The sequence below is a fragment of the Bradyrhizobium sp. 172 genome (assembly GCF_023101065.1).
GTDB classification, from domain to species: Bacteria; Pseudomonadota; Alphaproteobacteria; order Rhizobiales; family Xanthobacteraceae; genus Bradyrhizobium; species Bradyrhizobium canariense_D.
The window spans coordinates 7,625,619-7,646,643 of record NZ_CP064701.1 but is presented as its reverse complement, the minus strand read 5'-3'; the positions used below and the strand labels follow the sequence as shown (position 1 = coordinate 7,646,643).

At 64.5% G+C, this 21,025-nt stretch carries 19 protein-coding genes; 14 read left to right on the top strand and 5 right to left on the bottom strand.

Going from position 1 to position 21,025, the window contains the following annotated elements; translation table 11 throughout:
- The first annotated feature begins 1 nt into the window (after position 1).
- The 5 genes from IVB07_RS36235 (at position 2) to IVB07_RS36215 (ending at position 4,802) form a co-directional block, all read left to right on the top strand.
- Positions 2–760 carry an ATP-binding cassette domain-containing protein gene (locus IVB07_RS36235; RefSeq protein WP_007597833.1) on the top strand — a complete coding sequence of 253 codons (759 nt, stop codon included), beginning with the start codon at positions 2–4 and terminating at the stop codon, positions 758–760.
- The gene (locus IVB07_RS36230) at positions 760–1,842 is read left to right on the top strand and encodes an ABC transporter permease (RefSeq protein WP_018460100.1); all 1,083 of its coding nucleotides are present in this window, start codon (positions 760–762) and stop codon (positions 1,840–1,842) included. The genes IVB07_RS36235 and IVB07_RS36230 overlap by 1 nt, the downstream gene beginning before the upstream one ends.
- A 94-nt stretch (positions 1,843–1,936) precedes the next feature.
- Positions 1,937–2,869: a sugar-binding protein gene (locus tag IVB07_RS36225; RefSeq protein WP_026233945.1), complete on the top strand. Its 933-nt coding sequence runs from the start codon at positions 1,937–1,939 to the stop codon at positions 2,867–2,869.
- 103 nt (positions 2,870–2,972) lie between these two features.
- Positions 2,973–3,950, top strand: coding sequence for an aldo/keto reductase (locus IVB07_RS36220; RefSeq protein ID WP_018460098.1), 978 nt, complete (start codon positions 2,973–2,975; stop codon positions 3,948–3,950).
- Positions 3,951–3,953: 3 nt separating this feature from the next.
- Positions 3,954–4,802, top strand: coding sequence for an amidohydrolase family protein (locus IVB07_RS36215; protein WP_018460097.1), 849 nt, complete (start codon positions 3,954–3,956; stop codon positions 4,800–4,802).
- A 21-nt stretch (positions 4,803–4,823) separates the two neighbouring features.
- On the opposite strand, the gene IVB07_RS36210 is transcribed toward IVB07_RS36215, so the two are convergent.
- The gene (locus tag IVB07_RS36210; RefSeq protein WP_018460096.1) at positions 4,824–5,627 is read right to left on the bottom strand and encodes a RimK-like protein; all 804 of its coding nucleotides are present in this window, start codon (positions 5,625–5,627) and stop codon (positions 4,824–4,826) included.
- A gap of 400 nt (positions 5,628–6,027) precedes the next feature.
- Between IVB07_RS36210 and IVB07_RS36205 the strand changes: the two genes are divergently transcribed.
- The 3 genes from IVB07_RS36205 to IVB07_RS36195 all read left to right on the top strand — a co-directional run bounded on the left by IVB07_RS36205 (position 6,028) and on the right by IVB07_RS36195 (position 9,069).
- On the top strand, positions 6,028–6,801 hold the full coding sequence (locus IVB07_RS36205) for a ferredoxin--NADP reductase (RefSeq protein ID WP_018460095.1): 774 nt from the start codon (positions 6,028–6,030) through the stop codon (positions 6,799–6,801).
- A 218-nt stretch (positions 6,802–7,019) separates the two neighbouring features.
- A complete protein-coding gene (locus IVB07_RS36200; protein WP_198957634.1) occupies positions 7,020–8,729 on the top strand; it encodes an FMN-binding glutamate synthase family protein in 1,710 nt (569 codons plus the stop codon).
- 97 nt (positions 8,730–8,826) lie between these two features.
- Positions 8,827–9,069 carry a PilZ domain-containing protein gene (locus IVB07_RS36195; protein WP_018460093.1) on the top strand — a complete coding sequence of 81 codons (243 nt, stop codon included), beginning with the start codon at positions 8,827–8,829 and terminating at the stop codon, positions 9,067–9,069.
- A 212-nt stretch (positions 9,070–9,281) separates the two neighbouring features.
- Here IVB07_RS36195 and IVB07_RS36190 read toward each other — a convergent pair whose 3' ends face one another.
- Positions 9,282–10,577, bottom strand: coding sequence for a hemolysin family protein (locus tag IVB07_RS36190; RefSeq protein WP_085349708.1), 1,296 nt, complete (start codon positions 10,575–10,577; stop codon positions 9,282–9,284).
- Positions 10,578–10,815: 238 nt separating this feature from the next.
- On the opposite strand from IVB07_RS36190, the gene IVB07_RS36185 reads away from it, so the two are divergent.
- On the top strand, positions 10,816–12,891 hold the full coding sequence (locus IVB07_RS36185; RefSeq protein ID WP_018460091.1) for a HAMP domain-containing methyl-accepting chemotaxis protein: 2,076 nt from the start codon (positions 10,816–10,818) through the stop codon (positions 12,889–12,891).
- A 19-nt stretch (positions 12,892–12,910) separates the two neighbouring features.
- Here IVB07_RS36185 and IVB07_RS36180 read toward each other — a convergent pair whose 3' ends face one another.
- The 3 genes from IVB07_RS36180 to IVB07_RS36170 all read right to left on the bottom strand — a co-directional run bounded on the left by IVB07_RS36180 (position 12,911) and on the right by IVB07_RS36170 (position 16,493).
- Positions 12,911–14,893, bottom strand: coding sequence for a carbohydrate porin (locus tag IVB07_RS36180; protein ID WP_026233943.1), 1,983 nt, complete (start codon positions 14,891–14,893; stop codon positions 12,911–12,913).
- Positions 14,894–15,283: 390 nt separating this feature from the next.
- Positions 15,284–15,547 carry a hypothetical protein gene (locus IVB07_RS36175; RefSeq protein ID WP_007597808.1) on the bottom strand — a complete coding sequence of 88 codons (264 nt, stop codon included), beginning with the start codon at positions 15,545–15,547 and terminating at the stop codon, positions 15,284–15,286.
- A gap of 139 nt (positions 15,548–15,686) precedes the next feature.
- Entirely contained in the window at positions 15,687–16,493 is an 807-nt protein-coding gene (locus tag IVB07_RS36170) for a creatininase family protein (RefSeq protein ID WP_085358543.1), read from the bottom strand.
- Between the two features lie 138 nt (positions 16,494–16,631).
- Between IVB07_RS36170 and IVB07_RS36165 the strand changes: the two genes are divergently transcribed.
- From IVB07_RS36165 to IVB07_RS36145, 5 genes are read left to right on the top strand one after another with little or no spacing between them, the layout of a single operon-like run.
- Positions 16,632–17,654 (top strand): ABC transporter substrate-binding protein, encoded by a 1,023-nt coding sequence (locus tag IVB07_RS36165; RefSeq protein WP_026233942.1) that lies wholly within the window; start codon positions 16,632–16,634, stop codon positions 17,652–17,654.
- Positions 17,655–17,664: 10 nt separating this feature from the next.
- Entirely contained in the window at positions 17,665–18,495 is an 831-nt protein-coding gene (locus IVB07_RS36160) for an ABC transporter ATP-binding protein (protein ID WP_085358545.1), read from the top strand.
- Positions 18,492–19,310 carry an ABC transporter permease gene (locus IVB07_RS36155; protein WP_018460086.1) on the top strand — a complete coding sequence of 273 codons (819 nt, stop codon included), beginning with the start codon at positions 18,492–18,494 and terminating at the stop codon, positions 19,308–19,310. The genes IVB07_RS36160 and IVB07_RS36155 overlap by 4 nt, the downstream gene beginning before the upstream one ends.
- Positions 19,310–20,299 (top strand): 2-hydroxyacid dehydrogenase, encoded by a 990-nt coding sequence (locus IVB07_RS36150; protein WP_018460085.1) that lies wholly within the window; start codon positions 19,310–19,312, stop codon positions 20,297–20,299. Before IVB07_RS36155 ends, IVB07_RS36150 begins: the two co-directional genes overlap by 1 nt.
- Complete coding sequence (locus IVB07_RS36145) at positions 20,299–20,991, top strand: AprI/Inh family metalloprotease inhibitor (protein ID WP_026233941.1); 693 nt, start codon at positions 20,299–20,301, stop codon at positions 20,989–20,991. Before IVB07_RS36150 ends, IVB07_RS36145 begins: the two co-directional genes overlap by 1 nt.
- Positions 20,992–21,025 lie beyond the last annotated feature (34 nt).

The following is a 21,025-nucleotide window of genomic DNA, read 5'->3' as shown; positions in this document are numbered from 1 at the left end:
GATGACAAATGCACAAGCGACACCGGTCCTCGAGCTGACCGGCATCGGCAAGGAGTTCGGCGCGATCCGCGCGCTGCATGATGTCGACATGCAGGTCCTCCCCGGCGAAGTCGTCGGCCTGATGGGCGACAACGGCGCGGGCAAGTCGACGCTGGTCAAGATCATCGCCGGCAATTTCCGCCCCAGCCACGGCGAAATCCGCTTCGCCGGCAGCGCCGTCCATTTCAACCGGCCCGTCGATGCCCGCGGCGTCGGCATCGAGGTGGTCTATCAGGACCTTGCGCTCGCCGACAATCTCACCGCAGCGGCCAACGTGTTTCTCGGGCGCGAGCTGAAGCGCAGGATCGGGCCGTTCGCGTTGCTCGACCACAAGGCAATGGCGGCGCGTGCGCTGGAGCTGTTCGGCGAGCTGCGCTCGGAGACGCGCCCCGACGATCTCGTCAAGCAGATGTCGGGCGGCCAGCGCCAGGCGGTTGCGATCGCGCGGACGCGGCTCTCCAACGCGAAGCTGGTGATGATGGACGAGCCGACGGCCGCGATCTCGGTCCGCCAGGTCGAGCAGGTGCTCGGCCTGATTCACCGGCTGAAGGAGCAGGGCGTTGCCGTGATGCTGATCTCGCACCGCATGCCCGACGTGTTCGCGGTGTGCGATCGCGTCATCGTCATGCGCCGCGGCGAAAAGCGGGCCGACAAGCCCATCCACCAGACCTCCCCCGAGGAAGTCACCGCCCTGATCACCGGCGCGAAGGAGGCGGCGTGATGGCCATGCCCATGGAATCTCCGATCACCTTCTCGAACATCGGCAAGATTAGATGGTGGCAGCGCGGCATTTTCGCGTCCCAGACCGGCTATGTCCTGCTCGCGCTGGCGGTGCTGCTGGTGGTCATGCATTTCGCCAGCCCGTACTTCTTCACCGAGGGCAACATGCAGAACGTGGCGAAGAATTTCTCCTTCATCGCTATCGCTACCCTCGGCGTCACCTTCGTGATCATCACCGGCGGCATCGATCTGTCGGTCGGCTCGATGATGTGCTTCTCCGCCATGATCACCTCGATGGTGATGACCGAGCTGTCGGCGCCCGGCTCGCCGGCGGGATCCCTGTTCGTGCACATGGCGGCCGACGGCAAGACCGTGCTCGCCAATGTCCCTGGCCTGATCCTGGTGGTCTCGCTCCTCGCCGGCCTCGGCGTCGCGCTGCTCGCCGGCCTCGTCAACGGCTTCTGTATCGCGGTGCTCGGCCTGTCGCCGTTCGTCACCACCCTCGGCATGCTCTCGATCGTGCGCGGGCTCGGCTATGTCGTCTCCAACGGACGGGGCAGCTTTCCCGGTGGGCCGGATGCCGGTTATTTCTACGCGCTCACCTCCGGCGACGTGCTCGGCGTGCCCGTGCCATTCATTTATCTGATCGTCCTCGCGCTGGCGATGGCCGTGGTGCTGCACCACAGCTCGTTCGGCCGTCACGTGTTCGCGCTCGGCGGTAACGAGAAGGCGGCCGAACTCACCGGCATCCCGGTCGTGCGGGTGAAGATCGAGGTTTATGTGATCTGCGCGCTCGCCGCAGGCCTCCAGGGCATCATCATCTCGGGCTGGCTCGGATCGGCGCCGGCCAACATGGCGACGTCCTACGAGCTCAACGTGATCGCTGCGGCCGTCATCGGCGGTGCCAATCTCGCCGGCGGCATCGGTGGTCCACTCGGCGCCATCGTCGGCTGCGTGCTGCTCGAGGTGATCCGCAACGGCCTCGTGCTCGCCCAGGTCAGCTCCTACTGGCAGCAGACGCTGGTGGGCGTGATCATCATCCTGGCCGTATTGGTCGACCGCATCCGCTCGCGGATGATCTGAAACGACGTCGTTCCGGGACGGCAACGAAAATGCCGCCTGTCCACTTCCCGGACGATCTTGAGAGGACAGGCGCCAAAGAAGGGTGGAGGAGACGATGAGGAAATTTCTACTTGCCGGCATCGCGGTGGCGATGATGGCTACGCCGGCGTTTGCCGCAAACTACCGGTTCGTGATCGTGCCCAAGGCGATGAACAATCCGTTCTTCGACTTCGCGCGCGACGGCTGCCTGAAGCGTGCCAAGGAGCTCGGCAATATCGAGTGCATCTACAAGGGGCCGGTCGAGCACGAGCCGGCGACGCAGGCCCAGATCATCCAGGACTTCGTCACCCAGAAGGTCGACGGCCTCGCCATCTCGGTTGCCGACGTCGCGGCGATGACCAAGTCGATCGACGCGGCGACCGCGGCCGGCATCCCTGTCATCACCTTCGACGCCGATGCGCCCCGCGCCAAGCGCATCGCCTATATCGGCACCAACAACAAGGAGTTCGGCGTCGCCCTCGGCAAGGAGCTCCTGAAGCTGCGGCCCGACGGCGGCAAATACGCCATGGTTTCGGGTGGTCCCGGCGCCAAGAACCTCGCCGAACGCGTTGACGGCGTGCGCGAGGCGCTGAAGGGCTCGAAATGGACCGAGGTCGCGGGCTCTCCAACGTTCTGCAACGACGATCCCGCGCTGGCGGTTCAGCAGATGACTGACATGCGTACCGCGACGCCCGACCTCGCCGCAATCGTTCCCATCGGCGGCTGGCCGATGTTCGCCCCCGAAGGCTTCAAGGCCTTCGCGTCCAGGTACAAGAAGGATATCGATTCCGGCAAGTTCACGCTTGTCGTGGCCGATACGCTGAAGATGCAGCTCGAGCTGTTGCGCGATGGCTACGCCAATGCGCTGGTCGGCCAGCGTCCGTTCGAGATGGGCGAGAAGGCGATGGACACGCTGCTCGCCATCAAGAGGGGCGAGAAGGTGCCGGAGATCGTTTATACCGGCCTCGATCTCGTGACCAAGGACAACGTTGCGCAGATGTTGAAGTAGGAGCGTCGCCAGCCCCACGCTCCTGCGTGCCTCTCCCGCTTGCGATTTTCGCAAGCGGGAGAGATGATTTTGGCTGTTGGGGAGGACTGTTGAGGCAATGGGAATGAAAAGGTCGCGGCTCGGCTCGCTCGATGTCACCTCATTCGGCCTCGGTTCTGCCCCGCTCGGCGGATTGTTCACCCCCGTCAGCGATGCCGATGCGGAAGCGACCATCGCAAGCGCCTGGTCGCTCGGAATCCGCTTCTTCGACACCGCGCCGCTCTACGGCTTTGGCCTCGCGGAGCGACGCCTTGGCGCATTCCTGCGGCAACAACCCCGTGACTCCTACGCGATCTCGACCAAGGTCGGCCGTCTACTGCGTGCGCCCGATGGCGCTGCCGCCGAGGACGAGCATTACAAGGGCACGTCGCGCGAGCGGCCGGTGTTCGATTTCAGTTATGACGGCGTGATGCGGTCGGTGGAGGAAAGCCTGGCGCGGCTTGGGCTCGACCGCGTCGATGTCCTGCTCGTGCATGATCCCGACGATCACTATGACGACGCCGTCGCCGGCGCCTTCCGCGCGCTCCAGCGCCTGCGCGGGGACGGTACCGTCAAGGCGATCGGTGCCGGCATGAACCAGTCGGACATGCTGGTCCGGTTTGCAGAGGCCGTTCCGGTCGACTGCTTCCTGCTCGCCGGCCGCTACACGCTGCTCGACCAGGGCGCGCTGGATGCGCTGTTCCCGGTCTGCGCGGCGAAGAATATCGGCATCCTGCTCGGCGGCATCTACAACAGCGGCATCCTGGCCAATCCGCACACGGGCGCGAAGTTCAATTATCAGGATGCCGATGCGGCACTCGTCGCCCGCGCGCTCACGCTCGACGAGCTCTGCCGCAAGCACGGCACCGAGCTGAAAGCCGCCGCGCTGCAGTTCTGCATGGCCCATCCGGCAGTCACGGTCGCCGTGACGGGCGCGCGCAACGCCGCGGAAATTGCCGACAACATCGCGATGTCGGAGATGGCGGTGCCGGCGGCGTTCTGGCAGGAGCTGCGTGGGCGAAAACTCGTCGACGCCCGCGCGCCATTGCCGGCCGGAGCGTAAGGCATGATCGTCGACGCTCACCAGCATTTCTGGGATCCGGCGCGCGCCGACTATCCCTGGATGGACGCGCCCGAGCTCACGCCGATCCGGCGTGCCTTCGGTCCGGCCGATCTCGCGCCGCTTTTGAGCGCGAACGGCATCGACGCGAGCATCCTGGTGCAGTGCCGCTCCGCGCTGGCTGAGACCGAGGAATTCCTGCGGATCGCGCATGCGACGCCCTCGGTGATCGGCGTCGTCGGCTGGGCCGATCTGACCGACGCTGCACTTGGCGATACGCTGGAGCAGTTGCGTGCTTCGCCCGGCGGCGACAAGCTGGTCGGCATCCGCCACCAGGTCCATGACGAGGCCGACTCGGATTGGTTGTTGCGCGAGGACGTTCAGCGCGGCCTCACGGCCGTGTTCGCGCACGATCTCGCCTACGATTTCCTGGTCCGCACCCGCGAGCTGCCGGCCGCGATCGCAACCGCGCAAGCGTTCCCGCAGGCGCGCTTCGTGCTCGACCACGCAGCCAAGCCGCCGATCGCCGATGGCGGAAGCACTGGATGGTCCAACGGCATCGCGGCACTCGCGGCCTGCGGCAATGTCTGGTGCAAGGTCTCGGGGCTGGCGACGGAAGCGGTGTGGAGCGACTGGAATGCGGAACGGCTGTTTCCGTTCGTCGCGCACGCCGCGACATGCTTCGGCGAGGATCGCCTGATGTTCGGCTCGGACTGGCCGGTATGTTTGCTCGCGGGGAGCTATGGTGAGATCACGGGCGCGCTGGGGGCCTGCCTGATGAAGCTCGGGCCGCAGGTGCGGGAGAAGGCGTTCGGCGTGAATGCGAAGGCTGCGTATCGGTTGGCGATTGGTTGAAGCCGCCAGCGCGCGTGTCGCTCAGTGTTTGTCCCCAAACACCCGATCCAGCGCCGCATCGTACGTCGTCTGCACCAGCTCCGGATGCAGCTTCGCCAGCGCCTCCATCATCACGCCGGAATTGATCTCGAGCACGCGCCAGACGCCGTCGACGTGCACGAGGTCGATCGAGGCGAAGGTGATGCCGATGGCCTTGGCGGCGTTGATGGCGAGCTTTGCGCAGGCTGTGCGAAGATCGCCGTCCTGCATCAGCACGGGCTTCGCGCCCGCATCGAGATTGTGCCGCCAACCCGAGCCACGCTGCTTGCTGTAGACGACGAGTGGCACATCATCGAGCAGGACCACGCGTACTTCGTCCTCGATCACGGCATAGGGTGAGATCACGAGTCCGGCGCTCATCGAAAAGGCTTCGCCAACCGCATGATCGAGCTCTGTTTCCGTCGTGACCCTGAAGACGGATCGTCCCGACGTCCCCTCGTTCGGCTTCACCACCACGCCTTGCGGATTGTCGCCAAGCAGCGCCAGCATTGCCTCTCGCCAGCCAACGCCGACAACCTTCTCGCCCAACTTCGGATTGAGGAACAGGCGATGGGGAATGCAGGGCACGCCCTCGAGCGCCAGCACCTCGGCGGTGGCCGATTTGTCATTGGCCAGGCGGTGCGCGATGGCGCTGTTGAGGCCGATGTCGTAGCCGAACGCGAAGTGGCGCTGCTCGCCCCGGCGCATCGCGAGCAGCCAGCCATCGGCGCGGACATCGAGCGCGATGCCATGGGTTACGCAATAGCGCTTGATCGCCTGCACGAAGATCCGCTCGCCGCTCGCCATCTGTCTCTGTCGCCGGTCCTAGTCGCCAGTTCCGGTCGATCTTGGCGCCAAAAGCCGCAAAAATCGGGGAAACGACGCTAAACGGGGGTGAAATCAGAGCTATTCTTAATGAAATTCTCGCGAGCGCTACGGAAATTAAGTGCTGTATTCGAGCCTGGGAGGGAAAAGAAATTGCCTTCCGAATGCGCCGGACAGCAGATCCATTAATGATGTGACCATTTCCGCCGCAAATGCCGGTTTGACCGGCATCAATTGCATCCGGAACGAGGTTGATTATTGGTCTCAATGGCGTAGATCACACTCGCGAAATCCTCCGCCATGGCAATGGTGTCCGCTCCGCTTTCAGGGGCCGGGCAACGCTTTTGCCCTAAAACCGCAATTATTCGGAATATCGAAAATCATGAGCGCGTTTTACCGAGAGAAGGTTCTTTCCGTCCAGCATTGGACCGACACCCTGTTCAGCTTTCGCGCAACCCGCGATTCCGGCTTCCGCTTCCAGAACGGCCAGTTCGCGATGATCGGCCTCGAGGTTGAGGGCCGCCCGCTGCTCCGCGCCTACAGCATGGCGAGCGCTAATCACGAGGAAGAGCTCGAGTTCTTCTCGATCAAGGTTCAGGACGGCCCGCTGACGTCGCGTCTCCAGAAGATCAAGGAAGGCGACACCATCCTGGTCGGCCGCAAGGCGACCGGCACGCTGATCACGGACAATCTCATTCCCGGCAAGCGGCTGCTGCTGCTCTCGACCGGCACCGGCCTCGCGCCCTTCGCCAGCCTGATCAAGGATCCCGAGGTTTACGACCAGTTCGACAGCATCGTGCTGGTGCACGGCTGCCGCCAGGTCTCCGAGCTCGCCTATGGCGAGAAGCTCGTCGCCGGTCTTCGCGAGGACGAACTGTTCGGGGAGTTGCTCGCGGACAAGCTCATCTACTACCCGACCGTGACCCGCGAGCCGTTCAAGAATCGCGGCCGCATCACCGACCTCATCAGCTCCGAGCAGATCTTCAACGACATCGGCCAGGGTCCGCTCGACATCGCGACCGACCGCATCATGATGTGCGGCAGCCCGGCGATGCTCGAAGAGCTGAAACTGATGTTCGAAGGCCGCGACTTCGTCGAGGGCTCGGGCAACAAGCCCGGCCATTTCGTGATCGAAAAGGCGTTCGTCGAGCGGTAGGCCCTCTCGGTCTCGTCCTGGCAAAAGCCAGGACGCTTGCCTGAGTAAAGCGCCTTGACCGGTTAATGCCCGTCCCTCCCGAGCCCTGCTGCACCGCAGCAGCCCGCCCATCGGGCTGATTGATTTGTCCCCGCCGAATTCGCTAGCGTGAAACAACCGCCGCGTCATATCCGTATGACAGGCGCGGGCGTATCGTACCGCCTCATGCTGGCGAGAGGATGGGAATCGTGGCCGACGAGAACAAAACGCAGGAATCGCCCAACCCGTCGGTCAAACGGCTGCCGCTGGCGGAAGAGGGGATCATGGAAACCCTGCTGCTGCCATTCTCTCCGCGCTTCATCGTCCTGACGATCTGCGCGGTGGTCACTGCGCTGCTGACCGGCATCGGATTTGCCGATGGCAAGATCTTCGACATTCTGCTGATCCCGATCCTGATCTTCGGCGCGCTGACGGCGCTTGGCGTCCGCGACCTCATGCAGAAGGGCCACGCCGTTCTGCGCAACTACCCGATCTCGGCCCATATCCGTTTTTTGCTCGAAGAGATACGCCCGGAGATGCGGCAGTATTTCTTCGAGAGCGAGAAGGACGGCATGCCGTTCTCGCGCGACATCCGTGCGGTGGTCTATCAGCGCGCCAAGATGCAGCTCGACAAGCGTCCGTTCGGTACCCAGGAGGACGTCTACCGCCAGGGTTATGAGTGGATGCATCACTCGGTCTCGCCGAAGACGCATGCCGAGGAGAAATTCCGCGTCACTATCGGCGGCCCGGATTGCGCCAAGCCGTATTCGGCTTCGGTATTCAACATTTCCGCCATGAGTTTTGGCGCGCTCAGCCCGAACGCCGTGCGCGCGCTGAATGCCGGCGCCAAGAAGGGCGGCTTCGCGCACGACACCGGCGAGGGCGGCTTCAGCCCCTATCACGCGGAGATGGGCGGCGACATCATCTGGGAGATCGGTTCGGGCTATTTCGGCTGTCGTCATCTCGACGGCGCCTTCGATCCCGAAGCCTTCGCGCGCGTCGCGACCCAGGACCAGATCAAGATGGTCGAGCTCAAGATCAGCCAGGGCGCCAAGCCCGGTCATGGCGGCGTGCTGCCGGCGGCGAAAGTCTCGGAGGAGATTTCCAAGATCCGCGGGGTCGCCATGGGCGAGGATTGCATCTCGCCGGCCTCGCATCGCGCCTTCTCGACGCCTGTCGGCATGATGAAGTTCATCGGCGAGATGCGAAAGCTCTCCGGCGGCAAGCCGACGGGCTTCAAGCTGTGCATCGGTCATCCGTGGGAATTCCTGGCGATCTGCAAGGCGATGATCGAGACCGGCATCTATCCCGACTTCATCGTTGTCGACGGCAACGAGGGTGGCACCGGCGCCGCGCCGCTGGAGTTCATGGACCATCTGGGCATGCCGATGCGCGAGGGCGTCAGTTTCGTCCACAACGCGCTGATCGGCATCAACGCGCGCGACCGCATCAAGATCGGCGCCTCCGGCAAGATAGCCACCGCGTTCGACATGGCGCGCGCCATGGCGATCGGCGCGGACTACTGCAATTCGGCGCGCGGCTTCATGTTCTCGCTCGGCTGCATCCAGTCGCTGAGCTGCCACACCGACCGCTGCCCGACCGGCGTCGCGACGCAGGACCCGACGCGGGCGCGCGCACTCTATGTGCCGCTCAAGATCGACCGCGTGCACAATTATCACCTGGCGACGCTGCACTCGCTGACCGAGCTGATCGCCGCGGCCGGTCTCGAACATCCGCAGCAGCTGCGCCCGATCCACTTCTCCCAGCGCACCTCGACGACGGACGTGAAATCCTTCGCGCAGCTTTATCCGTCGCTGCGTCCGGGCGAACTGCTCGAAGGCACCGAAGACCCACGCTTCCGGGACGCCTGGCGGATGGCACGGACGGAGACGTTCCAGCCGGCGCTGTAGGACGCCGGTCCACTTGCAGGGCCGCGGCCGCGCGCGCAAAAGCATCGCGAGGGGGTGCGTTTAACGTTTGATTCAACTTTGGGTGTAGATTGTTCCCATGGACGAGCGGCGCGACAAGGCAAGGCATCGCGTGCTGAAGGCTGGAACGATCGAGTTCGGCGGCGGCGGCGCGATCGACTGCACTATCCGCAACCTGTCAGATACCGGCGCCGCGCTCGACGTCAGCAGTCCCGTCGGCATCCCCGACCATTTCAGCCTGCTTGTGCGGGCCGACGGAAAACATCTCGCCTGCACCGTGATCTGGCGCAAGGAAAAGCGGATCGGGGTGAGGTTCGGGTGAGGGTCTAGAGTTTGGCGCAAGCTCTAACCACAAACTCCGCCGTCGTCCCGGACAAGCGCCAGCGCAGATCCGGGACCCATACCGCGTGATCTGTCGATCATGCGCAGACAGCAGCACCGCGCAACTACCAGTCTTCGCCAAGCTCAATCCTGTGGCTATGGGTCCCGGATCTGCGCTCCGCTTCGCTGCGCTTCCGGGACGACGAGAGTGGCTCACCCCGTCTCTACTTCGCTCCGCCGGCTCGCCAGAATCTTGTCGATCCTCCGCCCGTCGAGATCGACCACCTCGATGTGCCAATCGCCAAAGTCGAAGGCGTCGCCGACATCAGGCAGCACGTTGAACTGTTGCAGCACGAGGCCGGCGACGGTGTTGTAGCGGTGCGGCGGCAGTTCGATGCCGAGCAGCTCGCCGAATTCGTCGACCGGCATCCAGCCTGAGACCAGCAGCGAATCGTCCGCGCGCTTGACGTAGGCCGGTTCCGGCGGGCCTTCCTCGGAATGGAAGGCACCGACAATGGATTCCAGAATGTCAGCCGTCGTCACGATGCCTTCGAAGGCGCCGTATTCGTCGTAGACGAGGCCGACATGCACCGGTGCAGCCTTCAGGATCGCCAGCACGTCGCGGGCATCGGCCGAGGCGGGAATGCCGGGCGCCTCGCGGACCAGCACGCGCAAATCCGGCGTGCGCTCGTTCATGAAGGCCACCAGCAGGTCCTTGGCTTGAAGCACGCCAATCGGCTTGTCGCGGTCGCCGTCGGACACCGGAAAGCGCGAATGCGGACTCTTGGCGATGGTCGCTTGAATGCTTTCCGGCGTATCGTTCAGGTCGATCTCGTTGACCTCCGTGCGCGGCGTCATAATCGCGCCGACCGGCCGGTCGCCGAGCCGCATCACGCCCGCGATCATCTCCTTTTCACCTGACTCGAGCACGCCTGCGTTTTCGGCTTCGCTGACGAGATGATGGATCTCATCTTCTGACACTTTTTCTTCAGACTTGCCGCCATGGCCGAGCAGCGTGAGGATCAGCTTGCCGGAGAGATCGAGCAGGAAGACCAGCGGCAGCGAGACCTTCGCAAGCACGTGCATCGCGGGTGCAACCCTGACCGCGATGCTCTCGGGGTCGCGCAGCGCCACCTGCTTCGGCACCAGCTCGCCGACGATCAGGGTGGCGTAGGTGATGAGCGTGACGACCAGCCCCACTCCGACGATGTCGGCAATTCCTGCGGACAGGCCGAGCTCGAGCAGCCATTGCGTCAGCCGCTGTCCGAGCGTCGCGCCCGAGAACGCGCCGGAGAGCACGCCGACCAGCGTGATCCCGATCTGCACCGTCGAGAGGAATTTGCCGGGATCGGCCGCGAGCGTCAGCGCCCGCTCGGCGCCGCGGACGCCCTTGGCGGCGAGCATCGACAGCCGGGCCGGGCGCGACGAGACCACGGCCAACTCGGACATGGACAGCAAGCCGTTGATGACGATCAGGACGACGACGATGGCGAGTTCGGCGGAGAGCATTGATGTTCCGAGGTAAGGGAGTGTGGCGCGGATGGCCGCACAGGTCTTGATATAGGTATTCGAGGAAGAAATGCCGATGATTCTGTCCCATCGGGCATCGCGAAGGAACTTCGGCGACCCCGTCCCCGAAGGCACTCCCCAATACCCCGCGGAACTACGGGCATGCCGTTGCTTAACGGGCTCTTAGCGGCCACCAGCTAGGTTCTCGGCATTTGCAGGAATGTATTCGGGGATCAGAATGCGGATCGGGAAGCTCTTTGCGCTGTCGATGCTGACGGTGACGGTGTTTGCAGTCATCCTTGGCGCCGAGGTGCTGATACCCCAGGCGCGCATCTTCACGAACCGCTCCGATGCGATCAAGACGGTCGAGGCCTTCGGTGCGACCCTGATGGTCAGTCAGCACGTTGCCGGCCTTCGTGCTCCCTACATTTCCCCGATCTTCCAGGAGAATTCTGCGACGCAGGTCCAGATCGAAGCCGCCGCAAAGGCGGCGAAAGCGGTCGATGGCGCGTTCGAGGGGGCAAGGCGCGCCATCATGGTGCTGGATGATTCCGGAGCGATGATCGAAAACCTGGACCGTACTGCGCGGCGGCTCAAGGATATCATCACGGCGGCAGATCGCGCGATGAGCGTGCCCCTGGCGACGCGCGACGGCGCTGTAATCAAGGGCTTCCTTCCAGGCGTTGCCGAGGTCATCGGCAATATCGAGCCGATCATGAACCGGCTTGAAGCCAAGGTCATCAATGCCGATTCCTCGCTTGCGGCGCTGTTGAGCCTGGCGCGAACGGCGCAGGATCTGCGCGTCTCGGCCGGCAGCCGCGCCGCCACGCTGTCGCCGGCGCTGAGCGCTCGCCGACCGCTCACGGCGGCCGAATTGTCGCTGATGGATCGGATGCAGGGACGTGTCGAGGCCGACCGCGAGCGCATCGAGGCCGGCATCGACCAGCTCGGAAGCCCGCCCCGGATCGCCACCGCGCTGAAGGCGGCGACGGATTCCTATTTCGGGAAAGCAGCCGCTGCCGTGGACAAGGAGATGCTCGCGGCGCGTGGCGACGGCAAGTACGGCATCAATGCCGAAGAGCTGGCCAACATCATCGTCCCCGCCATCCAGATGTTCTACGGCGTCCGCGATGCCGCGCTGGCGGAAGCTGCCGAGCGCGCCTCGGCCGCGCGCGACGGCGCGCTGGCGATGCTCGCGCTCGCGGGCGTGGCGGTGCTGGCGCTGCTGGGGACACTCGGTGGCGTGACGATGATGTTGCGCAGGCGCGTGGTGACGCCGCTCAGCCGGCTCGCGGACGTGATCGCAACTCTTGCCGCCGGGCAGCACGAGGTCGAGATTCCCGTGACCGGCCGCAATGACGAGATCAGCCAGGTGGCGGGCTCGCTCCAGCACTTCAAAGATTCGCTCTCCGCCAAGAAGGCCGCCGATGAGGCCGCCGCGGTGGAAGCCGAGGCGAAGCTCCGGCGCAGCCAGCGCATGGACCAGATCGCACGCGATTTCGAAGCGTTGATCGGCGACGTCATCAACACCGTGTCGTCGGCATCGTCGGAGCTGGAAGTGTCGGCGGGAACGCTGACGAGCACCGCCGATCAATCGGAAAAGGTCACCGCGACCGTTGCGGCCGCCTCCGAGCAGGCCTCCAGCAACGTGCAGACCGTCGCCGCGGCCGCGGAGGAAATGGCGTCCTCGGTCGACGAGATCAGCCGGCAGGTCCAGGACTCCGCGCGGGTGGCCGGCGAAGCGGTGCAGCAGGCTGCGCGTACCAACGACTATGTCGGCGAACTCGCCAAGGCGGCCGGCCGGATCGGCGACGTGGTCGAGCTCATCAGCCAGATCGCGGGCCAGACCAATCTTCTGGCGCTCAATGCAACGATCGAGGCGGCGCGCGCCGGCGAGGCCGGGCGCGGCTTCGCCGTGGTCGCCTCCGAGGTCAAGGCGCTCGCCGAGCAGACCGCCAAGGCCACCGGCGAGATCAGCCAGCAGATCACGGGAATCCAGAGCGCGACGCAGGATTCCGTCGGCGCCATCAAGTCGATCGGCGACACCATCACCCGCATGTCCGAGATCGCATCGGCGATCGCCTCCGCGGTCGAGCAGCAAGGCGCGGCGACGCGGGAGATTTCCCGCAACGTGCAGCAGGCGGCATGCGGCACCCAACAGGTCTCCGCCAGCATCGTCGACGTGCAGCGCGGCGCGAGCCAGACCGGATCGGCCTCCTCCACCGTGCTCGCGTCAGCGAAGTCGCTGTCCGGCGAGAGCGGCCGCCTCAAGGTCGAGGTCGGGAAGTTCCTGGACGCGATCCGGGCTGCGTAAGTCACGTAGCCGGAAGCGCTCAGAACTCGCCGTGTAGCCGCCCGGAAAATACCGACACCGGGCCGCGATCGGCGTTGTAGGCGGGGTTGACGATCAGCTGGTAGTCGGCGGTGAGGGTGAGACTCTTGTTCAGCGCGTAGGCGTAATAGGTTTCGAGGATGCGCTCGCGGCGGTAGTTGAGCGCGCCGTCGCCGATGAGAACACCGAGGCCGCCGGCGGCCAGGAAGTCGCGATAATCCTGCGAGATGGCATTGATGGCGCCGCCGACGCCGATCACGTCATCCGGCCGGCCCCATTTCGTGCCCTTGATCGACAATCCCGCCGACAGGCTGCGGTGAATGTCGGTGAAGGCCAGCGTCTCGGTCTTGCCGTCGTTCCAGCTCCAGCGGCTGAACAGACCGACATCGTCGGTGATCGCCTGCTCGAGGTTGAGCACGTAGCCATACTTCAGACGGCCGCGTCGGGTCTGCGCGATGTCAAGGTTGAGCGCGGGATTGTCCAGCGTCTCGCGGAAGCTGCCCATATTGGCGCTGTCGAGCCAGCCGATGGTCCTGAGCTTGCCGGGTTGGCCAAGGAGCGAGAAGCGCGTTTCGAGCTCGAGCACGTACTGGCCGCGCTCGCCGACCCTGGTGTCGAAATGATTCGAATTGGACTCGGCGACCATCAGGAAGTAGCCGCCGCGCAGCGCCCACTGCTTCTGGTTCAGCTCGGCGGTGACGCCGTAGGTGAGGCCGACCTTGTCGGCTGAATAGTCGAAGGCGCCTGGCGCCCACAGCGACCAGTTCATGAAGTCCTTGCGGGTGTCCTTGGCGTAGGCGTTGCCGTCGAACACGTCGATCACGGGGAATTTGCCGGCCTGCACCGTGAGCCTGGATACGTCGACCTTCTGTCCGAGCTGCAACTGGCCGCTCGCGAGCTCTTCCTGCTCGCCGCCAAAGCCGAATGTCTGGCGCACGAACAGGCGCGATGTGTTGTAGTGCGGATAGGGGAAGTTCGACTTCTGCGCCTCGCCGTTGGGGAAACCGGCCGCGCCGACCGTGTCGTTCAATCCAAATCCCTGCAGCAGTTCGGGATTGTAGTAGACCTCGCCGCCGTCCCACAGCTTTGCGTTCAGGAACAGGCTGTTGCTCCAGGTCGCCTTGGCCTGCCTTGATGGCGAGAGCGAATTCGGCCCGGTGTAGAGGGCGGGGAACGACGGGTAGCCTTGCGGCAGATAAGTGCTCTGGCCGTGGATCTCCCAGCGATCCGATTCGGTGTCGATTAGCGAGCCGATCCCCAAGCTCTTGGGATTGTAGCCCGGCATGCCCGGCCAATCGACCTTGCGGTTGAGGCCGAGCCGGATCGTTTGGAAGTCGAGCGACGACGAATTGTATTGGGCACCTGTGGAGAAGGCGACATTGGCGCCGTCGAAGCGGCTATAGAGATATTCGAGCCGTGCGCTCCAATGCGGCGCAAAGCCGTATTCGATGCCGGCACCCGCGATCCAGCCGGGCCGCGTGTTCAGGATTTTCGGGACTGCTTCGCCTGCGGCCGGCGTGTCGAAATAGCGCTCGCCCATCCATGCAAAGCCGCCGGTGGCGTAGACCAGCCAGGGACCGCTGGTGTAGCCGACGCGGCCGCGCAGGCTCGCAGTGTAGTCCCATTGCTGCGTGACGGTGTTGGCGGGTGTCGCCAGGAAGGACACGATCGAGTTGGAAGTGATGTAGTTCGGAAACGAAAAATCGCCTTCGACGCCGAGGAGCCAGCCGGAATTGAGCCGGTAATTGTAGCCGGCCTGCACGCCGCCGATCATGCCGCTGAAGACGCCGCTGTCGCTAATGCCTGTGCCGTCGTTCAGCGCGAAGCGCGACGAGCCGAGGCTGTAGCCGGCATGCGCACCGATGTAGAGGCCGGTCCAGTCATAGACGGCCTTCAGCGCCGGTGCCTTCAGCGGCAGATCAGCCGCGCGGCTGCTGGCGGGCAAAGTCAAGACGCCCGTGGCAATCGCCGCGGCCGTTCGCAAATACCTGTAACGGTGACCCCTCAACGTCAAAACGCACGCCCCCAAAGCGAGTGTGTCCACTCGCCGCACTATCCCTGCCGATTCGCGGCGACCCTGTCATCAGGATTAGGTGCTCCGCGATCGGTCGAGATGATCTCGATCCGGCGCGATTTCTTCCCAAGCCCCTGAGTCTCTGGAAACCTTATTGCGATTAATTCGCAGTAGCAACTAGTGCGGATTGTCGCAGGAGATGGTTCGCACCGCGATGTGACGGGACTGCAACAAATTCCAAGGTCCAAAACGGTTGACCCCGCCCGGGGGGACATCCGGCGGGGTCGGGGCACGACACGGGTGGATGAGGCGCCCGTGTCGGACGCGGGATCCACGTGAGATCGGCCTCAGGGACTCAAATCAGAAGCAGGTACGCACGCGGCCGACGTACTGGCCAAAGGCGTTGTACTGGGCGGCCCAGCCGCAGCGGTGATAGCCGTTGTAATAGGGATCGTTGCTGGCGGCGATCGCGGAGCCGACGACGGCGGCGGTGGCGATGCCCAGGCCGACACCGACGCCCCAGCCGAGCGGCTTGGCTTGCGCCTGCGAGGTGGTGGCCACGACGCTGCCGGTCAGGGTGAGCGCGGTGAGGGCAACTGCGAAAATCTTGGTCTTAATCGACATGTGAAACTCCATCCGGGTTGAGGCGGTCCCTTGTGGCCCGCGTACCGAGTTGGACGGAGGCTCCGCGCGTCCGGTTCGAACTCGGCAAAGGCGGAGCTCGAGTCTGGCTCTTTCCTGAATGATTCCAGAAGGATGAGCGCTAGCCGAGCGGGCCTTTTGCGAGCCTGTTCACGTCGAAGTTATCAACCTCGGCAAGCAGCTCGCAAAAAGCGCGGGCGCCCTGGTCGATCAGCTGCTCGCCCTTCGCGGCCACGGCTAGCGTCGCGTTGCCGGCGGCGCCGCTCGCGTGGAGATCCTGCGCCTGCCAGGCGAACGGCGCGGGTCGCTGCGTCGACAGCCAGCGATATTGCTGCTCCATCGCGATGCTGCTCGCGGGAAAATTCGCGATCGCATCCATGCGCACCCGATCGGGATAGCGCGCCAGCATGATCGAGGTTTCAATGGCGCCGCCGTGGATGCCGTGGCGCACTTCGTCGGCCGGGAACAGCTTGTCCGCGCCCGACAGCCGCGACCACGACGTCGTCACCACGAACAGTTTCCGATGCGCGCGAAGATCCTGCGCGACCAGCATCATGGCCGCGCTGTTGCCGCCATGGCTGGTGACGATGACGAGCTTCTTCACTCCGCGGCGCGCGACGTCCTCGCCAATCGCGGTCCATTTTTTCAACGCGATGTCAGTCGGCAGCGTCTGCGTGCCCGGATAGTCGATATGCTCGGTGGAAATCCCGATCGGTTCAACGGGCAGGAAAGTGGCCGGAGCGCGCTCGGGCAGGAGCTCGCGCACGCGCGCGAGATAGGCGTCCGCGATCAGCACGTCGGTCTCGAGCGGCAGATGCGGGCCGTGCTGCTCGGTCGCGGCCAGCGGCAGCACCGCGATCCAGCGCGAAACCTCCGCGAGGCTGGCATCGGCCCAGCGAATCTCGGTCCAATCGCGGGAAGGCGTCATCAAGGTTTCTTTGCCCGAATTTGTCGCGTAATTTAGGGTATCAGGGGACGCGGGCCAGGCCGGCTCGCGTCCCCGAATGTCTTGCGGTTTTATCGCGTTGCTTGGACATCGGCTAGAAGCGATCGACGGAGTCCCATCATGAGCCCCTCTCATCTGCGGCGAGCCTTAACGGCGGGCCTGATGGCCGCTTTCGTCTCGGTCGTCCCGGCCCGCGCCGAAACCCTGGACAAGGTCATGTTCGGCACCAATTGGGTCGCCGAGGCCGAGCATGGCGGCTTTTTCCAGGCCGTCGCCGATGGCACTTACAAGAAATACGGGCTGGACGTCACCATCGTGCCCGGCGGGCCCAACGAGAACAACCGGATGCTGCTGATCGCCGGCAAGATCGATTTCTTCATGGCCGCGAACACGCTGATGTCGTTCGACGCAGTCGCCAACAACGTCCCGGTCGTCACCATCGCCGCGGTGTTCCAGAAGGATCCGCAGGTGATGCTGACGCAGCCCGATGCCAAGGTCGCCAAGATCGAGGACCTCAAGCCGCTGACGCTGTTCGTCTCCAAGGAGGGCATGACCAGCTATTTCCAGTGGCTGAAGTCCGAATACGGCTTCAGCGAGAAGAACGTTCGCCCCTACAATTTCAATCCGCAGCCCTTCATCGCCAATCCCAAGAGCGCGATGCAGGGTTACGTCACCTCGGAGCCCTTCGCGGTCGAGAAGGCCGCGGGCTTCAAGCCCAACGTGTTGCTGCTCGCCGATTACGGCTTCAACACCTATTCGACCCTGATCGAGAGCCGCCGCGACGTCGTCGAGAAGAAGCCCGACCTGGTGCAGCGCTTCGTCGATGCCTCCATGGTCGGCTGGTACAATTACATCTACCGCGACAATTCAGCGGGCAACGCCATGATCAAGAAGCTCAATCCGGAGATGACGGACGAGCTGCTCGCCTATTCCGTCGCCAAGATGAAGGAATACGGCATCGTCGATTCCGGCGATTCGCTGAAGAACGGCATCGGCGCGATGAGCGACGAGCGCTACACCTCCTTCTTCAACAAGATGGTGAAGGCGGGCGTGGTGAAGGCGGACCTCGATTTCCGCAAATCCTATACGCTGCGCTTCGTCAACAAGGGCGTCGGCGCCGAGCTGCGCCCGAGCAAGCCGTAGCGCAGGGCCGATGTCATCAGTCCAAACGTCGGCGGGGGTCGAGACCGGCCTGACGGCTCTGGCTGTCAGCCTGCGCGGCGTGACGAAGGCCTATGACAACGGCCTGATGGCGCTCGGCCCGCTCGATCTTGCGGTGCGCAAGGGCGAGTTCATCTCGCTGCTGGGGCCGTCAGGTTGCGGCAAGTCGACGGCGCTGCGGCTGATCGCCGAACTCAGCGCGCCGTCGTCAGGAATCGTCCGGCTGGCGCGTCGTGAGGGCACACCGCAGCCAGGTCATGTTCACCCAGGTCATGGCATCGGCTTCGTGTTTCAGGAACCGACCCTGATGCCCTGGACCAGCGTGCGCGAGAATGTGCGGTTGCCGCTGAAGCTCTCAGGCGTTCCGAAGGCGGAATCGCGCGCGCGCGCCGATGAGGCGCTCGCAAGCGTCGGGCTTGCCGATTTTGCCGACGCCTTTCCGCGCGAGCTCTCCGGCGGCATGAAGATGCGGGTGTCGCTGGCGCGCGCGCTCGTCACAGACCCTGATATCCTCCTGATGGATGAGCCGTTCGCGGCGCTCGACGAAATCACGCGCTTCCGCCTCAACGACGATTTGCTCGCGCTGTGGCGCAGGCTCGGCAAGACCGTCATCTTCGTCACGCATTCGGTGTTCGAATCCGTCTATCTGTCGCAGCGCGTGGTGGTCATGACCGCGCGGCCGGGCCGCATCCAGGCCGACTTCCGCGTCGAGACGGTCGAGCCGCGTGGCGAGGAGTTTCGCACTTCAGTCGCCTATTCCGATTATTGCCGGAAAGTGTCGGCGGCGCTGGCGCCGTCCTATGCAGGGCAGTCGACGCTATGAACGCGCAAGCTTCCGTCACTGCGAAGCCGTCCGGCGCGCAACGCGCGGTGCGCTTCGCGCTACCGGTCATCGTGTTCGCGGCGGGACTGCTCGCCTGGGAGCTCGTGGTCCGGATCAAGGACATCCCGCCTTACGTGCTGCCGGCGCCCTCGGTCATATTCGCGACACTGATCAAGGATTGGGCGGTGCTGTCGCAATCGCTTGCCGCGACGCTGCTGACCACGCTTGAAGGTTTTGTCGCGGCCAGCGTCGGCGGCATCGCGCTGGCGCTGCTGTTCAACCAGTCCAAATGGGTGGAAGCATCGCTATTCCCCTATGCCGTGGTGCTTCAGGTCACGCCGGTCATCGCGATCGCGCCGCTGCTGCTGATCTATCTGGAGCAGCAGACCGCGGTCGTGGTCTGCGCCTTCATCGTCGCCTTCTTCCCGGTGCTGTCCAATACCACGCTCGGGCTCAATTCGGTCGATCGCAACCTCGCGGGCCTGTTCCAGCTCTATGGCGCCTCGCCACAGCAGACCCTGCGCTATCTCAAGCTGCCGGCGGCGCTGCCTTATATTCTCGGCGGCCTGCGCATTGCCGGCGGCCTGTCGCTGATCGGCGCGGTCGTGGCCGAGATCGCGGCGGGAACGGCCGGCGCCGGCTCCGGGCTCGCCTACAGGATCGCAGAATCCGGCTACCGCTTGAACATACCCCGCATGTTCGCAGCGCTGCTGCTGTTGTCGCTGGCCGGGATTGTCATCTATGGGGTGCTGGCGCTAGTTTCCCACCTCGTCTTACGGCGCTGGCACGAGAGCGCGCTTGGAAAGGACAACTGATGACCACCGGTTCGATTTCGTCCGAAAAGATCGACCTTCTGATTTATGGGCCGGTCCGGCCGATCCTCGAGAACGGGTTTTCCGATCATTTCGTCGTGCACAAGGCGGAGACGCGGGGCGATCTCGAGCGGCTGACGCCGGCGATCCGCGAAAAGATCCGCGGCGTGGCGGTGACCTATCACACCGTGCGCGCCGACCGGGATTCGCTGTCGCAATTGCCCAAGATCGAGATGGTGGCGAGCTTCGGCGTCGGCTACGACCACGTCGATGCCAAATACGCCGCCGAGCATAACATCATCGTCACCAATACGCCCGACGTGCTGACCGAGGAGGTCGCCGACGTCGCGATGGGGCTTCTGATCTCCACGGTGCGCGAGTTCATCAAGGCCGACCGTTATGTGCGCTCCGGTCTCTGGCAGACCCAGAACTATCCGCTCAGCGTCGGCTCGCTGCGCGACCGCAAGGTCGGCATCGTCGGCATGGGCCGGATCGGACAGGCGATCGCGCGCCGGCTCGATGCCTCGCTGGTGCCGGTGGTCTATCACACCCGCAACCCGTCCAAGGACGTCTCCTACAAGCACTACCCCGACCTGATCGAGATGGCGAAGGCGGTGGACACGCTGATGGTGATCGTGCCCGGTGGCGCCTCGACCAACAAGATGATCAACGCCGAGGTGCTGAAGGCGCTCGGCCCGCGCGGGGTGCTGGTCAACGTTGCGCGCGGCTCGGTGATCGACGAACCGGCGCTGGTCCAGGCGCTCAAGTCCGGCACCATCCTCGCGGCCGGCCTCGACGTGTTCGCGGCCGAACCGAACGTGCCGGACGAGCTCAAGGCCATGCAGAATGTGGTGCTGCTGCCGCATATCGGCTCGGCCTCGGTGGTGACGCGCAACGCGATGGATCAGCTCGTGGTCGACAATCTCAAGTCCTGGTTCTCAGGCAAGGCGCCGTTGACGCCGGTTGCCGAAACGCCGTTCAAGGGACGCTGATGGGAGTTCTTCGCGTCGTTACATTCGCCGTCGTGGCCTGCTTGGCCGCGATCGGCATCGCGCAGGCGCAGGATACGACGACCCTGAAGAAGGAGATGCCCGGGCAGTGGGAGCTCTCGACCACCGAGCGCAGCAAGACCTGCGTCGTCACGCTCAAGGCCGACGCCGCGGCGCAGGGCTTCAAGCTCGAGCTGGAGCCGGCCTGCAAGGCCGCGCTGCCTTTCACCAAGGACATCGTCGCCTGGAGCGTCAGGGGTCTCGACATCGTCCGCTTGCAGGATGCGAGCGGTGAGGCCGTGATCGACTTCACCGAGGTCGAGGCCGGCATCTTCGAGGGCCTGCGGCAGGGCGAGGGCGTCTACATCCTGCAAGACCTCGCCGCCGCCCGCTCGATGGCGAAGTCGATGGACCAGATGATCGGCGACTGGTCGATCGTGCGCGGCAACGGCCAGCCTGTCTGCGGGCTAACGCTGACCAACACGGAAGCCGGGCCGGACAATTTCCAGGTCTTCCTCAAGCCGAAATGCGATGCGGCCATCGCGCAGTTCAACCCGACGCAATGGCGGCTAGACCGCGGCCAGATCATCCTGCTGTCGAAGGCCGGCGAGGCCTGGCAGTTCGAGGCCGACGACAACGCGCAATGGCGGCGCGTCCCCGATACCGCCGATCCCCTGATCATGCTGCGGCAGTAGCGCCGCGAAACGCAATCTCGTCCTGAGGGCCCCG

Bases quoted from the DNA above. Each gene is read 5' to 3' on its own strand.
- IVB07_RS36215 (WP_018460097.1), top strand. From the start codon at position 3,954: ATGATCGTCGACGCTCACCAGCATTTCTGGGATCCGGCGCGCGCCGAC.
- IVB07_RS36160 (WP_085358545.1), top strand. From the start codon at position 17,665: ATGTCATCAGTCCAAACGTCGGCGGGGGTCGAGACCGGCCTGACGGCT.
- IVB07_RS36195 (WP_018460093.1), top strand. From the start codon at position 8,827: ATGGACGAGCGGCGCGACAAGGCAAGGCATCGCGTGCTGAAGGCTGGA.
- IVB07_RS36150 (WP_018460085.1), top strand. From the start codon at position 19,310: ATGACCACCGGTTCGATTTCGTCCGAAAAGATCGACCTTCTGATTTAT.
- IVB07_RS36230 (WP_018460100.1), top strand. From the start codon at position 760: ATGGCCATGCCCATGGAATCTCCGATCACCTTCTCGAACATCGGCAAG.
- IVB07_RS36235 (WP_007597833.1), top strand. From the start codon at position 2: ATGACAAATGCACAAGCGACACCGGTCCTCGAGCTGACCGGCATCGGC.
- IVB07_RS36185 (WP_018460091.1), top strand. From the start codon at position 10,816: ATGCGGATCGGGAAGCTCTTTGCGCTGTCGATGCTGACGGTGACGGTG.
- IVB07_RS36155 (WP_018460086.1), top strand. From the start codon at position 18,492: ATGAACGCGCAAGCTTCCGTCACTGCGAAGCCGTCCGGCGCGCAACGC.
- IVB07_RS36210 (WP_018460096.1), bottom strand. From the start codon at position 5,627: ATGGCGAGCGGCGAGCGGATCTTCGTGCAGGCGATCAAGCGCTATTGC.
- IVB07_RS36145 (WP_026233941.1), top strand. From the start codon at position 20,299: ATGGGAGTTCTTCGCGTCGTTACATTCGCCGTCGTGGCCTGCTTGGCC.
- IVB07_RS36175 (WP_007597808.1), bottom strand. From the start codon at position 15,547: ATGTCGATTAAGACCAAGATTTTCGCAGTTGCCCTCACCGCGCTCACC.
- IVB07_RS36170 (WP_085358543.1), bottom strand. From the start codon at position 16,493: ATGACGCCTTCCCGCGATTGGACCGAGATTCGCTGGGCCGATGCCAGC.
- IVB07_RS36220 (WP_018460098.1), top strand. From the start codon at position 2,973: ATGAAAAGGTCGCGGCTCGGCTCGCTCGATGTCACCTCATTCGGCCTC.
- IVB07_RS36205 (WP_018460095.1), top strand. From the start codon at position 6,028: ATGAGCGCGTTTTACCGAGAGAAGGTTCTTTCCGTCCAGCATTGGACC.
- IVB07_RS36190 (WP_085349708.1), bottom strand. From the start codon at position 10,577: ATGCTCTCCGCCGAACTCGCCATCGTCGTCGTCCTGATCGTCATCAAC.
- IVB07_RS36165 (WP_026233942.1), top strand. From the start codon at position 16,632: ATGAGCCCCTCTCATCTGCGGCGAGCCTTAACGGCGGGCCTGATGGCC.
- IVB07_RS36200 (WP_198957634.1), top strand. From the start codon at position 7,020: ATGGGAATCGTGGCCGACGAGAACAAAACGCAGGAATCGCCCAACCCG.
- IVB07_RS36225 (WP_026233945.1), top strand. From the start codon at position 1,937: ATGAGGAAATTTCTACTTGCCGGCATCGCGGTGGCGATGATGGCTACG.